Genomic DNA, 13,410 nt, shown 5'->3' on the forward strand with positions numbered 1-13,410 from the left:
GGAATGACGAAGACAATCACGCCACCAGCGCGGCGCGGACCACGGCGAGGTGGCTCTCCTTGCGACGCGAGAGTGCCTGGCGGCGGCGGTAGAGGTTCATGCGGACGTTGCGCTGCGGCGCGATCGGCAGCGCGCGCAGCACGCCGAGCGCGACCTCGACGTCGACGCAGGCGCGCGGCACGATGGCGAGGCCGCGGCCGGACTGCACGATCACCTTGATGGTCTCGATGTTGTCGGCGACCGCCAGGATGTTGGGCCGGATGCCGAGCTCGGCGAACATCGCGTGGACGACGCGGCCGTAGCCGACCGACAATTCGCTCATCACGATCGGCTCCAGCACCAGCCGGCCGAGATCGACGGCGGTCGTGCCTCGCGCCAGCGCATGCGAGGGATGCGCGATCAGCGTCAGCTCGGCCTCGGCGAGCGGCTCGAACACGATGCCGGGCGGCACGTGCTCGGGATCGGATTCGATCGCCAGCCCGGCATCGATCTTCTCCTCGGCCAGCAGCTCGAAGATGGTCCTGGTCGGCGCGGTGAGGATCTCCAGCCGCACCGTGCGGAGCTGGTCGGGCACGTCGCGAAACAGCTTCGGAATCACGATCTGGGCCATCCCGGAGCCCATGGCGAGCGTCAGCGTCTCGGACGGCGCCCGCTTGAGCCGCCGGGCGATGTCGCCGAGGCTGTCGAAGTCGCCGACGACGCGCTCGGCCTCGTAGAAGAAGGTGCGGCCCGCCTCGGTCACCTCGATGCCGCGCGGCGTGCGACGGAACAACGAGAAGCCGATGCTGGCCTCCAGCATCCGCACCTGCTCGCTCACCGCCGACTGCGACACGTTCAGCCGCTCGGCGGCGCGCGTAAAGCTGCGCTCCTTGGCGACGCTCAGGGCGTAGCGGATCCGACGGAGTTCCATGTCGGGCGCCTCCGTCGATCCGTTACGTGATCAGACGCGAACACCCCGCCGCGCGGCGTCGAGGGCCGCACCGATCAGCCGCTCGTCGGCACCGGGCGCGCCGATCAGCGACAGGCCGACCGGCAGGCCGTCGACGGCGGCGAACGGCATCGTCACCTGCGGCGTTCCGGCCATGCCGGAGACCGCCGTGAGCGCGATGATGCCGGCGCGCAGGCCCCACATCGTGGAGCGCTTCTGCCCCGCGGGCGGCGCCGGGAACGGCGTCGTCGGCAGCGCGATCAGGCTGCCGTCGGCCAGCAGCGTGTGGACGCGCTCGCGCACCTGCTCGCGCGTTTCGCGCGCCATCGAGAGTTCCTCCGGGCTCGCTCGGGTGCCGCGCAAAAAATTGTCGGCGACCTCGAACGAGAAGCGCGGATTGGTGCTGTCGATCCACTCGCCGAAGGTGGTCCAGGCCTCGCGGCCCTGCAGCATCGCCTGGTGCGACGACCAGTCGGACAGGCCGGTCGGCGACAGCCGCACGCGCTCGATCGCGGTGCCGTCGCCGAAGGCGCGCATCAGCGCCGCCTCGACGGCCGCGGCGGTGTCGGGCTCGGCGACCGCGAACGCGTCGTCGGCCAGGAAGATGCGCTTCGGCCGTACGGCCTCGATCGACGACTCCAGCAGCACGGCGGAGACGCGGGCGAACACCTCGGCGTCGTCGGCCATCCAGCCGACCGTGTCGAAGCTCGGCGCCTGCGGCAGCATGCCGGCGACCGGCACCCGGCCGTGCGTCGTGCGGATGCCGAAGAGGCCGCAGAACGACGACGGCACCCGCACCGAGCCGGCCGTGTCGGTGCCGATGGCGAACGGCACGGTGCCGCCGGCGACCGCCGCGGCCGAGCCGCTCGACGAGCCGCCCGGGATGCGGCCGGGCGCGCGCGGATTGGTCGGCGTCCCGTAGAACGCGCTCTCGCCGAAGATGCCGCGCGAGATCTCGTCCGTGATGGTCTTGCCCACCATGGTGGCGCCGGCCGCGACCAGCGTCTCGATCGCCCAGGCCGTCTCCTCGGCGGGCGGATGGGTGTCGCGCCAGTCGAAGTTGCCGCCGCCGGTGCGGACGCCCTTCACGTGGAACAGATCCTTGGCCCCGAAGGTCAGCCCGGTGAGCGGGCCGCCCGGCTTGCCGTCGAGGCGCACCGTGACGTCGTGGCAGAAGGCGTTGTGCGGATCGGCGAGAGCGGCGGCGTCGGTCATGCGGCGAATCCTGGCGCGATCGTCGGGGTCGGAACGAGCTGCTGGATCATGCGGGCGACGCCCAGCACGGTCGCCTCGTGGAGGCGCGGCGCGGCGACCTGCAGGCCGACCGGCAGGCCGTGGCCGTCGAGCCCGGCCGGCACCGAGGCGGTGGGCACGCCGACCAGCGTGAGCACATAGGTCGGGGCGATCCAGTCGATGTAGCTGCGCATCGGCTTGCCGCCGATATGGGTGGGATGGTTCTGCTCGACCGGGAACGGGGGCACCGGGGCGCAGGGCGTGAGCAGCACGTCGAAGCGGGAGAAGAACGCACAGGTGCGCTCCCACAGCCGCGCCCGCGCCGCCTCCGCCTCGACCACCTGGGCGAGCGTCAGCGACTGGCCGTATTTGATGTTGCCGGCGAGGTTCTTGCCCATCTTGTCGATCTGGTCGAGGCGCGACCGGTGGGTGAGCAGCACGGCGGCGCCGCGCAGCACCGGAAAGGCCTCGCAGCCCTCGGCCAGATCCAGCACCGTGTCCTCGACGACGGCACCGGCGTCGGCCAGCACATGGGCGGCGCGGCGGCACAGCGAGGCGATGCCGCTCTCGATGCCGACGCCGGAGACGTCGTCGACATAGCCGACCCTCAGACCCTTCACGGAGAGGTTCCGCATCTGCTCCAGAAGGCCGTCCATGGTGACCGGCAGCGAGATCGGCGAGGCGTCGCTCGGCCCGGCGATGGCCGACATCATCAGCGCGACGTCCTCGGCGGTGCGGGCCATCGGGCCGGCGACCCGCAGGGCGTCCCAGGGCAGCGCGCTCGGCCGCAGCGGCGTCAGGCCGGGCGTCGGGCGCAAGCCGACGACGCCGCAGAACGAGGCCGGCACGCGCAGCGAGCCGCCGAAATCGGTGCCCTCGGCGAGCGGGATCAGACCGGCCGCCAGCGCGGCGGCGCCGCCGCCGGTCGAGCCGCCGGCCGACAGGCGCGTATCCCAGGGATTGCGGGTGACGCCGAACACCTCGTTGAACGTGTTGGCGCCCGCCGCGAACTCCGGCGTGTTGGTCTTGGCCACCACGATGGCGCCGGCCGCCTTGAGGCGGCGCACCACCTCGGCGTCGGCCGCCGGGATGTTGGTCTCGTAGAGCTTCGAGCCGAAGGTGGTGCGGATGCCGGCCGTCGGCGTCACGTCCTTGATGCCGACCGGCACGCCGTGCAGCGGCCCGAGCGGGTCGCCCCGCATCACGGCAGCCTCGGCGGCGAGCGCCGCCTGGCGGGCCTGCTCCCGGGCGATGGTGCAGACCGAGTTGATCGGCCCGTCGCGGCGCTCGATCCGGTCGATGACGGCCTCGACGACCTCGCACGGCGATATCTTGCGGGACCGGATGGCTTCGGCGAGCGGGACGGCATCGAGGCGGGCGAGATCCTCGGCAGAGGACACGGAGGTGGTCATGGAAAGCCTTCGACAGTGAGGCCCGGGCGGACCCTTCGGCCCTGCTTAGCAGCGCGCCCGAACGCATGCAAAAAACGTGCAGATCAATCCGGGCCCCGGTCGGCCAGGTCGTCACCCGGACTGTAAACCAACTTGGACAAGACGCCCCATCCGATCATACACTCGTCCATCGCCGGCCGTTCGGGCGCGCCCCGACCCAGCGGCGCTGCTCGCCCCGGACCCGAACCGCATGAAAGCTCCGCCCCCTTCGCCCCAGCTCCGCCCCGTGGCCGCCGGCGCCTATGCCTGGCTCGGCGACGACGGCGACTCCAATGCCGGCGCCGTCGATGCCGGCGACTCGCTCCTGGTCGTCGACACCCAGCAGAACGAGCAACTCGCCCGCACCTTCCGGACCGCCCTCGCGGATCAGCTCGGCAAGCCGATCCGGGCCGTAGTGAACACGCATTATCATCTCGATCACGTCGCCGGGAACGCGGTGTTCGCCGGCGGCGTGCCGATCATCGCGCACGAGCGGACGGCCGAGGCCTTCTCGAGCCTGCTCGGCGCCAATGGCGGCCGGGGCTGGACCGTGACGGACCTGCCGACCAAGTCGGCGCTCTGCTACGGCGAGAGCTTCGCCGAGCTGGTCGCCGACGACGCGCCGGCGAGCCGGGAGGCCGAACGGCGCCTCGCCGAGCCGGGCTACGAGCGCATCACCATCGTGCCGCCGACCCACACCTTCTCGGACCGCTTCGCCTTCCACCTGCCGAACGAGGTGGTGCGGCTGTGCTATTTCGGGCCGGCGCATTGCGACGGCGACGTGGTGGTCCATCTCGAGCGTGCCCGCACCGTCTTCATGGGGGATCTGTTCTTCCAGGACCGCTTTCCCTGGCTCGGCGACTGCGACCTCGACGGCTGGATCCGCGTGCTCGACTGCGTGCTCTCGTTCGACATCGAGACCGTGGTCCCGGGCCACGGTCCGCCGGCGACGCTGCACGAGGTGGCGAAGTTCCGTGATCTCCTGATCGCGTTGCGTGACGCGGTCGCGGCGACCATCCGGGCCGGCGCCTCCGAGGAGACCGCGGCCCGCGAGGTGCGCCTGCCCCGCTACGAGACGACGCCCCGCTACGCCGAATTCATCGGCGCCGACGTGCGCAGCGCCTATCGCTATCTCAGGGGCAAGCGATACGGGTAGAGGCGCGGTGCGGTGGTTCTCCGACCCTGCCGCGTGCACGGCGGGGCTCCCTCTCCCCGGCCGGGAGAGGGGAAACCGGCGCCGATGAGTCCATCGTGAGGTGAGGCCCCCCTCACCCGGAGCTCGCGCTGGCGCACGAGCCCCGGCCTCTCCCGCTGGGGAGAGGTGAAGGGACGCGCGCCGCCGCGCCGGACCAATCATCACATCGCCGTCTTCTCGATCAGCCCGGTCGATCTCACGAACCAGCGCTCGCTCGGCATCGGCTTGCCGGCGAAGCGATCGAGCATCCAGTCGGCGATCATCGTGGTCGGGAACGGACCGAGATTGGTGGCCGCGACATTGCCGACCGAGTGGCGCGACTCCTGGTAGACGACGAAGCGCTTGGGGCCGCCGAGCGCCGCCAGGAGCCGCTCGGAATGCTCCAGCGGCGAGAGCTCCTCGCATTCGCCGGCGACGCACAGATACGGCGACACGATGCGCTGTGCGTGCCCCTCCCAGGTGATGCTCTTCCGAAATGTGTCGAACTCCGCCTCGTCGGTGATGCCCGACATGTACATGAAGCGCTTCTTGAACGTCGGGCAGGCCTGCTGGAAGATCGTCTCGCCGCCCGGCTCGTGACACACCGACATCACGGCGCAGGCTTTGACGCGCGGTTCGTGCGCCGCGAGGATGGTGCTGAAGAACGAGCCGAAGCTGGTGCCGACGACGCCGATCTTCTCGGCATCCACCTCCGGCCGCGCGGAGAGCCAGTCGACGATCGGCTTGCCGGCCGCCGCCCAGCGGTCGGTGGAGAAGTACACGCCGAGAACCGGCGCCTCGTACTGACCCGGCCCGTCGATCGCCAGCACCGCGACGCCGCGCGCCAGGAAGCGGTCGTTGGCGAGCGACACGGCGGCTTCCTTGAAGCTGTCCATGCCGGGCACGTTGATCACGACCGGCACGCGGCCGCCCTTGTAGCTCGGCGGCAAGTGGAACCAGGCCGGCAGCGCGCGGCCCTCGAACGGGATCCACACCGGTTCCACGGTGTGGTCGGCGAGCCCGGCATACTTGGCGAAGCAGGCGCGCTTGCGCTCGTTGCAGAACAGGTTCGGCGCGTCGTTGCGGTCGTAGGGCCACTGCGCCGCCGCCCACTGGATCGCCGCCATGTAGTAGTTGTCGCGCGCCGTGACGAGATGGCCCTCCTGCTCGGCGGCCTGCGCCTTGGCCTCGCGCCGCCGCGCCACCGCCTCGAAGGCCGGGCCGATGTCGCCCATCTTCTTCACCCGCTCGCGGATGCCGGCGAAGTCGGCGTTCGCCTCCGTGCCGCAGGGCGCGTTGAGATAGACCGAGCGCGGCTGGTCCCAGTCGATGCCGTTCGCCCGGATGATGTTGTCGATCACCCAGCGCTGCTCGTCGAAGCGGCGCACATGGGGCTCGCCGCGCGAGTCGGGGACGGGCGCGGCACGGACATCGGTCTTACGGTTCATGGACGGTCCTTGGACGTGTTCTTGGTGAGGCAGGCGAAGGAGTGGGCGAGGCGGAGGACGGCGGGATTCGGGCAGCGAGGTGGGACGACGAACAACAGACGCGCCGGCCGGCGCGTCTGCAGGACAGAACCGGGCGCTACGACGGCTTGCCGGATTTCTTGCCACCCTTGCCCATGCAGGCGTCGATGTCGTTCGCCCGCGCAGTGGCGCCGAGGCTCGGCTTGCGGGCGTAGGACTGGGTGCAGCAGCGCCGGTAGGATGCCGGTCCGTACTGGCACACGACGCCGCCCTGCGCGATGGCGGGACGGGTATCGACGAGCGAGAGGCCGAGGGCGAGCAGGATGGCGGCCGCCAGACCGGCCGGCCAGGGGAACAAGGCCATGGGTGTCCTCCGTTGCAGCGTTCCGATCCCGGGTTGTTGTTGGCGGCGGATCGGCGGTTCGACCGTCGCGGGCGCGATGTTAGAGGGCCGGCCCGGCCTGCGCCAGCCTCGCCGGCCGGCCCGGGCGGGCCGGGCGGGCCGGCACACCGGCGTACCCGCCCCCCTTTTCTCCGGCGGGTCCCGGCCTATGATGGCGCCGCGCGCGGGCGACGCCGCTGCGCCTGTCACCGAACGCGATGGAGCGGACGAATGGCGATGACGATGTCCGGCGAGGTGCAGTTGCCCGCGCCGCGCGAGACGGTGTGGGAGAAGCTCAACGACCCCGAGGTGCTGCGCCTCTGCATTCCGGGATGCGAGATGCTCGACCGCCTGTCGGACAGCGAGTTCCAGGCCGTGGCCGTGACCAAGGTCGGGCCCGTCAAGGCGCGCTGGAAAGGCAAGGTGAAGCTCACCGACCTCGACCCGCCGAACGGCTACCGCATCTCCGGCGAGGGCGAAGGCGGCGTCGCCGGCTTCGCCAAGGGCGGCGCCGTGGTGGCGCTCGCCGAGAAGGACGGCGGCACGCTGTTGTCCTACAACGTCGAGGCGCAGATCGGCGGCAAGCTCGCCCAGCTCGGCCAGCGGCTGGTCGCCGGCGCCTCGAAGAAGATGGCCGACGAGTTCTTCAACAAGTTCGCGGCCGCCGTCGCGTCCTGACGCGGACGCAGCGGACGGCGCGGCACGGGAGTCGACATGCCGGTGATCCAATCGGAGGGCTGCGCCCTCCACGTCGAGGTGGAGGGACCGGCCGACGCGCCGGCCGTCGTCTTCTCCAACTCGCTCGGGGCCGATCTCACCATGTGGGACCGGCAGGCGGCGCCGTTCTCGCGGCATTTCCGCGTGGTGCGCTACGATCGCCGCGGCCATGGCCGCTCGGGCGTCACGCCCGGCCCCTACTCGATCGCCCAGCTCGGCCGCGACGCGCTCGCCATCATGGACGGGCTGGCGCTTGCGAAGGCGCACTGGGTCGGCCTGTCGATGGGCGGCATGGTCGGCCAGTGGCTCGGCGCCAACGCGCCGGAGCGCCTCGGCAAGCTGGTGCTCGCCAACACGTCGAGCTTCTTCCCCGACAAGACGCCGTGGAACGACCGCATCGCCACGATCAAGGCCGGCGGCCTCGACGCCATCGCCGACAAGGTGATGACCATCTGGTTCACCGACAAGTTTCGCGAGCGCGAGCCGGAGACGGTCGCCGCCGTGCGGGCCGCGTTCCTCAAGACGCCGCTCGACGGCTACATCGCCAATTGCGAGGCGGTGCGCGACATGGACCAGCGCGATCTGCTCGACAAGATCGCCGCGCCGACCCTGGTGGTCGCCGGCCGCTTCGACCAGTCGACGCCGATCGACGCGGCGGCGTTCATCAGCCGCGGCGTGCCGGGCGCGCAGCTCACCATCCTGGAGGCGGCGCACATCTCCAACATCGAGCAGACCGTCGCCTTCAACACCGAGGTGCTGGGCTTCCTGGTCTCCTGACGCGACCGCGTCGACGCACCGCGATCGCGCTGCGCGCGTGCAGCGCAGCGCGATCCGCCGAGGATGATGGTGCACCGCCGCGGGACTTCCCGTCGGGCTTGTGGTAGCGCTGTCGCATGAAGGCGAGGACCGATCCGTCGCCGTCGCATGCGAGGAGACGACCATGAGCCTTCTTCGTGTGGTCTATTACAGCCGTCGCCGCGTCGACCAGGACCAGGACGCCAGCGCCGATCAGATGGCCGACATCCTCGCGGCATCGATCGCCAAGAACCGGCTGCGCGGCATCACCGGCGCCATGATCATGGACCGGCGCTGGTTCGTGCAGGTGCTGGAGGGCCGCAGCGCCGACGTGACGGCGGCCTACGAGCGCATCGCCGGCGATCCGCGCCACTCCGACATCGTGCTGGCCGATTCGACCCCGATCGACGAGCGCCGATTCCCCTACTGGTGGATGGCCGGCGCCGCGATCGAGCCGCAGATGAGCGACCTGGTGCGACGCTGGTGCGAGGACACGGAGTTCGATCCGAGCCGGATGACGCCGCGCCGCCTCGTCGATCTCACCGAGGCCGTGGTCACGGCCTACATGGAGCGTCCGCCCGTGCTGGGGCACGGCCATCCGGAGGCGTCGCAGCCGCACGCCTGAGACCGAGCTCCGCCGCCGGGGGGCCCCGCCGGGCCCGACCGGCGCCGCAGACGGGAAACACGCGGCAAATTTTCGACCACATCGACGCCAGAAACGTCTAGTACCGGTTCCTCGTTGGAACTCGAGGTGCTGACGTGAAAAGGCTGTTCACACTATCGGTCGGCGCGGCCGTCGCGCTGACCCTGGCGGGCGCTCCCGCCCTCGCCCAGATCGCGACGCCGTCGCTCGACATCGGCGGCTCGACGAAAAAGCTGACGTCGGAAGAGGTCGAGCGGCAGAAGGCGATCGACGAGGCCTATCGCCGGACCGTCAAGGAGATTCCGGACAAGCCGACCACGGTCGACCCGTGGGGCACGGTGCGACAGGCGCCGTCCTCGGGGACGGCAGCCAAGCCGCAAGCGCCCAGGCAGGCCGCCAAGCCCGACGCCGTAAAGCCCGGCGCGGTAAAGCCCGACGCCGTGAAGCCGGACGCCGTGAAGCCCGCCGCCCCCAAGCCGACGGCCGCGAAGCCGGTGCCGGCCACGCCGGTCGCCTCCTCCAGGCCGGGCCAATAAGCGGAAACCGGACTCCCGCGCGATCCGGAGACCCCCGTCATCCCCCGCCCTGCTCGCGAAACGCCTGCGGGGTCGTGCCGGTCTGCTTGCGGAAGAAGCGGGTGAAGTGGGACGGATCCGAGAAGGACAGGTCCCAGCCGATCTCGTGGATCGGCTGCATGGTGAAGACGAGCTGCCGCTTCGCCTCGGTGACGACGCGCTGGCGCACCAGATGGCCGGCCGTGACGCCGGTCGCCCGCTTGACGTGGTCGTTGAGCCGGTCCGCCGTCATGGCGAGCTTCTCGGCGTAGAAGGCGAGCTGGCGCTCGGTGCGGAAGTGATCCTCGACGAGGCGCCGCAACGCCTCGACCACCGGCTCGGCCGAGCCCAGCAGCGGCGCGGCGCTGTGGCCGCGCGCCCGCCCCGCGGCGAGCCGCCCGACCCCGATGGCGATCAGCGCCAGATAGGCCCGCAGGGCCAGCCGATAGCCCTCGCGCGCCAAAAAATGCTCCTCGTTGAGATCGCGGAACAGCGCCGCGAGCCGCGCCGCCTCGGCGGCGCCGGCGATCGGCACGATCGGATCGGCGGCGAGCGCCCGCAGCCGTCCGAGCGCCTCGCCGGTGCGCTCGCCGAGCCCCTGGGCCACGTCCTCCGTGAAGGTGACGACGAAGCCCTCGGTCTCGCCGGGCCGGAACCGGAAGCCGTGCGCGATCGTCGCCGGCACCAGGATCGCGCAGGGCGCGGCGAAGGGCCGCGTCGCCGCCTCGTGACTCATCTCGCCGCCGCCCGTGGCGATCAGCAGGATCTGGAAGAGATTGCGGTGGCGGTGCGCCCGGATCGTCCAGGCGTGGCGGGTCGAGCGCGACGAGATCGTCTCGACATGGATGAAGTCGAACGCCTGATCCTCCGGCGGATCGCCGTAGAGGTGGAACAGCGGCAGGACCGGAGCGGTGGAAGCCGGAGCGGGCGTCATGCCGCCAGCTTACGGCACGCTCCGGCGGACCGGTAGGCCCGCGCCGGCGCGATCACGGCGCCCCGCCTTCACATTCGGGTGGCGGTGTCACGCCGCGCGTGCGGAAAGCTCCGCCGCCGCTGCGGCGGAGCTCCCGAGACGGAAGCGGCTCAGCGTTGGCCGCTGCCGTGCTGACCGCCCGAGGAATGGCCGCCGGACGAATGGCCGCCCGAGGAATGATCACCGTGCTGCCCGGCCTGGCCCTGCTGCGACTGCTGGCGCTGGTCCGGCCGGCGCTCGCCCTGCTGCTGCGGGGCGTTCTGGTCGCGGCGCTGGCCGCTCTGCTGCTGCTTGTCGCCGTGACCCTGCTGCTGCTGACCCGGGGTCTGATGACCCTGGTTCTGCTGGCCCTGCTGATGCTGCGGGTTCTGATGCGGGGTCCTGGTGTCCTGGCTCATGGAACGTCCTTTCGTTGTCCAGCCCGGCAGCGAGTTGGACCCCCAATTGCGCCGAGATGAAGACGTCGCCTGTATAACATGTTCGTGAACGATCGCGGCGCAACAGGCCAATCGTATACGATCCAGAGAGACGTGAGCCTTTGCATCACGAACCGAACAGGATGCGGCGATTCGACTGTCCGGTATCGCATCGATTTTGCATTCGGCACGGCGAATACTATCGCGTGCATGATTCGATCGTCGCGACCTGTCGATCCGGACCCTTTGCCGGCCCACACCTCGCCGCCCGGTGATCCGCCCTGCATCCCGTCAGGCATCGTCCTTGCAGAGGAGCATCGGGACGCCCGGACTGTCGGGCCGAGGGGGACAGCATGGACCGGCTCACCACCCGTCGAGGGACCGCGGCGCGATCCCGCCCGGGGGAAAATTCTTCCGTCGCGATCGAGCGTTGCCGGCCGCGGGGGCCCCTGTTAAGAACAGGGTCGAACGGTTGCGGCGGGGGTTCGGGACGCCGGCAGCCGGCCCGGCCGACATTGCAGAATTAGCGAAGGCGCGGCGAACGCATGGACGTTTTCATCCAGCAATTGATCAACGGCCTCACCCTCGGCTCCATCTACGGCCTGATCGCCATCGGCTACACGATGGTGTTCGGCATCATCGGCATGGTGAACTTCGCCCATGGCGACGTCTTCATGGTGTCGGCCTTCATCGCGCTGATCGCCTTCCTGGTGCTCACCTCGTGGATCGGCATCGGCTCGATCTGGCTGGCGCTGCTGATCGTGCTGGTCGTCGCGATGCTGCTCACCTCGGTGCTGAACTGGGCGATCGAGCGCCTCGCCTACCGGCCGTTGCGCGGCTCGTTCCGGCTCGCCCCGCTGATCTCGGCGATCGGCATGTCGATCTTCCTGATGAATTTCGTGCAGGTCGCCCAGGGACCGCGCAACAAGTCGATCCCGCCGCTGTTGACCGGCGAGTTCGTGCTGATGGACGGCGGCGGCTACCAGGTCACCCTGTCCTACAAGCAACTGATGGTGTGGGCCGTCACCGCCGTGCTGCTCGCCGCGTTCTGGTGGGTGGTCAGCCGCACCGCGCTCGGCCGGGCCCAGCGCGCCTGCGAGCAGGACCAGAAGATGGCGTCGCTGCTCGGCGTCGACGTCGACCGCACCGTGTCGATCACCTTCGTCATCGGCGCCGCGCTCGCCGCGGTCGCCGGCACCATGTACCTGATGTACTACGGCGTCATCAGCTTCGCCGACGGGTTCACGCCGGGCGTCAAGGCCTTCACGGCCGCCGTGCTGGGCGGCATCGGCTCGCTGCCGGGCGCCGTCGTCGGCGGCCTGCTGATCGGTCTCGTCGAGACCCTGTGGTCGGCCTACTTCTCGATCGACTACAAGGACGTCGCCGCCTTCTCGATCCTCGCCATCACGCTGATCTTCCTGCCCCAGGGCCTGCTCGGCCGCCCCGAGGTGGAGAAGGTCTGACGATGGCGGTGCGGCAAACTTCTGCTCCGCTGCTCGGAACGTCGCGCCCGACGAACGCCGAGTTCGGCGCCACCCCCCTCCCTGTCCCTCCCCCACAAGGGGGGAGGGAACCAGGAGCCGCAGCGACATCGGGTCTCGACGCCCCGGATTGTCGGCGACGAGGGTTTCGCCTCTCGGCACGGCCGGCTCCCTCCCCCCTTGTGGGGGAGGGTTGGGGTGGGGGGTGGCCCCACGCTCCAGCCCCTCGTTTCCGGCGTTCGGGACGCCCAAGCAACGACCCCCGAGGCGCCGCATGAGTCCCGATGGCGCTCGTCCTGATGGCGCTGCCGGAACGGCCCTGCGGGCTGTCAAGGACGCGGCGATCTGGGCCGCCGTGGCGCTCGGCATCTTCGTGCCGCTGATCGGCCTGCAGGCCGTGCAGGACATCCGCGGCGAGCTCAGGCTCGATACCCGCTGGCCGCTGGTCGCCGTGCTGGTCGCCATGGTGGTCGCCGGCAGCCTGCTGAACTCGCTCCTGATCACGCCGTGGCACGAGCGCCGGGCCCGCCGCGTCCCGCGGGCCGGCGCCGCCGTCGGCCGCTTCGCCGCCGCCTTCGGGCGCTGGTTCCCGCCCTTCGCGATCGGCTTCGTGATCGTGTTCCCGTTCCTGGCCCTGTGGCTCAGCGGCGTCCAGGGCTCGGTGAAGTGGATCGACAATTTCGGCATCCAGATCCTGATCTACGTGATGCTCGGCTTCGGGCTGAACATCGTGGTCGGGCTCGCCGGCCTGCTGGATCTCGGCTACGTCGCCTTCTACGCGGTCGGCGCCTACTCGTACGCGCTCCTCGCGAAAGAGTTCGGCTTCTCGTTCTTCACGCTGCTGCCGCTCGCCGGAATCCTGGCCGCGTTCTGGGGCATCATTCTCGGCTTCCCGGTGCTGCGGCTGCGCGGCGACTATCTCGCCATCGTCACGCTCGCCTTCGGCGAGATCATCCGCCTGGTGCTGATCAACTGGGTGCCGGTGACCAACGGCTATGCCGGCATCAGCGGCATCCCGCGGCCGACCTTCTTCGGCATCCCGTTCAACGCCTCCGACAGCGGCTTCGCCGCCACCTTCGGGCTGGAGTTCTCGCCGATCTATCGCGGCATCTTCCTCTACTACATCATCCTGGCGCTGGCGCTGCTGACCGCCTTCGTGACGGTGCGGTTGCGCCGCCTGCCGATCGGCCGCGCCTGGGAGGCGCTGCGCGAGGACGA

General features: G+C 70.5%; 14 protein-coding genes. 7 read left to right on the top strand and 7 right to left on the bottom strand.

The features are described from left to right. Positions 1–16: 16 nt before the first annotated feature. Genes CH341_RS20165 through CH341_RS20175 form a run of 3 tightly spaced genes read right to left on the bottom strand, consistent with a single transcriptional unit; the run spans position 17 to position 3,573 of the window. Positions 17–910, bottom strand: coding sequence for a LysR family transcriptional regulator (locus CH341_RS20165; protein ID WP_111420776.1), 894 nt, complete (start codon positions 908–910; stop codon positions 17–19). 30 nt (positions 911–940) lie between these two features. Beyond that, positions 941–2,143: an amidase gene (locus CH341_RS20170; RefSeq protein ID WP_111420777.1), complete on the bottom strand. Its 1,203-nt coding sequence runs from the start codon at positions 2,141–2,143 to the stop codon at positions 941–943. Further along, a complete protein-coding gene (locus CH341_RS20175; RefSeq protein WP_111420778.1) occupies positions 2,140–3,573 on the bottom strand; it encodes an amidase in 1,434 nt (477 codons plus the stop codon). Before CH341_RS20175 ends, CH341_RS20170 begins: the two co-directional genes overlap by 4 nt. 229 nt (positions 3,574–3,802) lie before the next feature. Here CH341_RS20175 and CH341_RS20180 point away from each other — a divergent pair, with 229 nt between their 5' ends. Beyond that, complete coding sequence (locus CH341_RS20180; RefSeq protein WP_111420779.1) at positions 3,803–4,747, top strand: MBL fold metallo-hydrolase; 945 nt, start codon at positions 3,803–3,805, stop codon at positions 4,745–4,747. Between the two features lie 200 nt (positions 4,748–4,947). Here CH341_RS20180 and CH341_RS20185 read toward each other — a convergent pair whose 3' ends face one another. After that, complete coding sequence (locus CH341_RS20185) at positions 4,948–6,213, bottom strand: alpha/beta hydrolase family protein (protein WP_111420780.1); 1,266 nt, start codon at positions 6,211–6,213, stop codon at positions 4,948–4,950. 136 nt (positions 6,214–6,349) lie between these two features. Next, complete coding sequence (locus CH341_RS20190) at positions 6,350–6,595, bottom strand: hypothetical protein (RefSeq protein WP_111420781.1); 246 nt, start codon at positions 6,593–6,595, stop codon at positions 6,350–6,352. Positions 6,596–6,844: 249 nt separating this feature from the next. On the opposite strand from CH341_RS20190, the gene CH341_RS20195 reads away from it, so the two are divergent. From CH341_RS20195 to CH341_RS20210, 4 genes are all read left to right on the top strand, one after another. Next, complete coding sequence (locus CH341_RS20195; RefSeq protein ID WP_111420782.1) at positions 6,845–7,291, top strand: SRPBCC family protein; 447 nt, start codon at positions 6,845–6,847, stop codon at positions 7,289–7,291. Between the two features lie 36 nt (positions 7,292–7,327). Further along, on the top strand, positions 7,328–8,107 hold the full coding sequence (pcaD, locus tag CH341_RS20200; RefSeq protein ID WP_111420783.1) for a 3-oxoadipate enol-lactonase: 780 nt from the start codon (positions 7,328–7,330) through the stop codon (positions 8,105–8,107). A gap of 163 nt (positions 8,108–8,270) precedes the next feature. Beyond that, entirely contained in the window at positions 8,271–8,750 is a 480-nt protein-coding gene (locus tag CH341_RS20205; protein ID WP_111420784.1) for a BLUF domain-containing protein, read from the top strand. Between the two features lie 134 nt (positions 8,751–8,884). Then, the gene (locus CH341_RS20210) at positions 8,885–9,304 is read left to right on the top strand and encodes a hypothetical protein (protein WP_111420785.1); all 420 of its coding nucleotides are present in this window, start codon (positions 8,885–8,887) and stop codon (positions 9,302–9,304) included. A 37-nt stretch (positions 9,305–9,341) separates the two neighbouring features. Here CH341_RS20210 and CH341_RS20215 read toward each other — a convergent pair whose 3' ends face one another. Both CH341_RS20215 and CH341_RS20220 read right to left on the bottom strand, forming a co-directional pair. Beyond that, positions 9,342–10,256, bottom strand: coding sequence for a helix-turn-helix domain-containing protein (locus CH341_RS20215; RefSeq protein WP_111420786.1), 915 nt, complete (start codon positions 10,254–10,256; stop codon positions 9,342–9,344). Between the two features lie 149 nt (positions 10,257–10,405). Beyond that, positions 10,406–10,693 (bottom strand): hypothetical protein, encoded by a 288-nt coding sequence (locus CH341_RS20220; RefSeq protein WP_111420787.1) that lies wholly within the window; start codon positions 10,691–10,693, stop codon positions 10,406–10,408. Between the two features lie 563 nt (positions 10,694–11,256). On the opposite strand from CH341_RS20220, the gene CH341_RS20225 reads away from it, so the two are divergent. After that, entirely contained in the window at positions 11,257–12,174 is a 918-nt protein-coding gene (locus CH341_RS20225) for an ABC transporter permease subunit (protein WP_111420788.1), read from the top strand. A gap of 292 nt (positions 12,175–12,466) precedes the next feature. Further along, positions 12,467–13,410: ABC transporter permease subunit (locus CH341_RS20230; protein ID WP_111420789.1), on the top strand; the 944-nt coding region annotated here is incomplete at its 3' end.

This window comes from Rhodoplanes roseus (assembly GCF_003258865.1).
Taxonomy (GTDB): Bacteria; Pseudomonadota; Alphaproteobacteria; order Rhizobiales; family Xanthobacteraceae; genus Rhodoplanes; species Rhodoplanes roseus.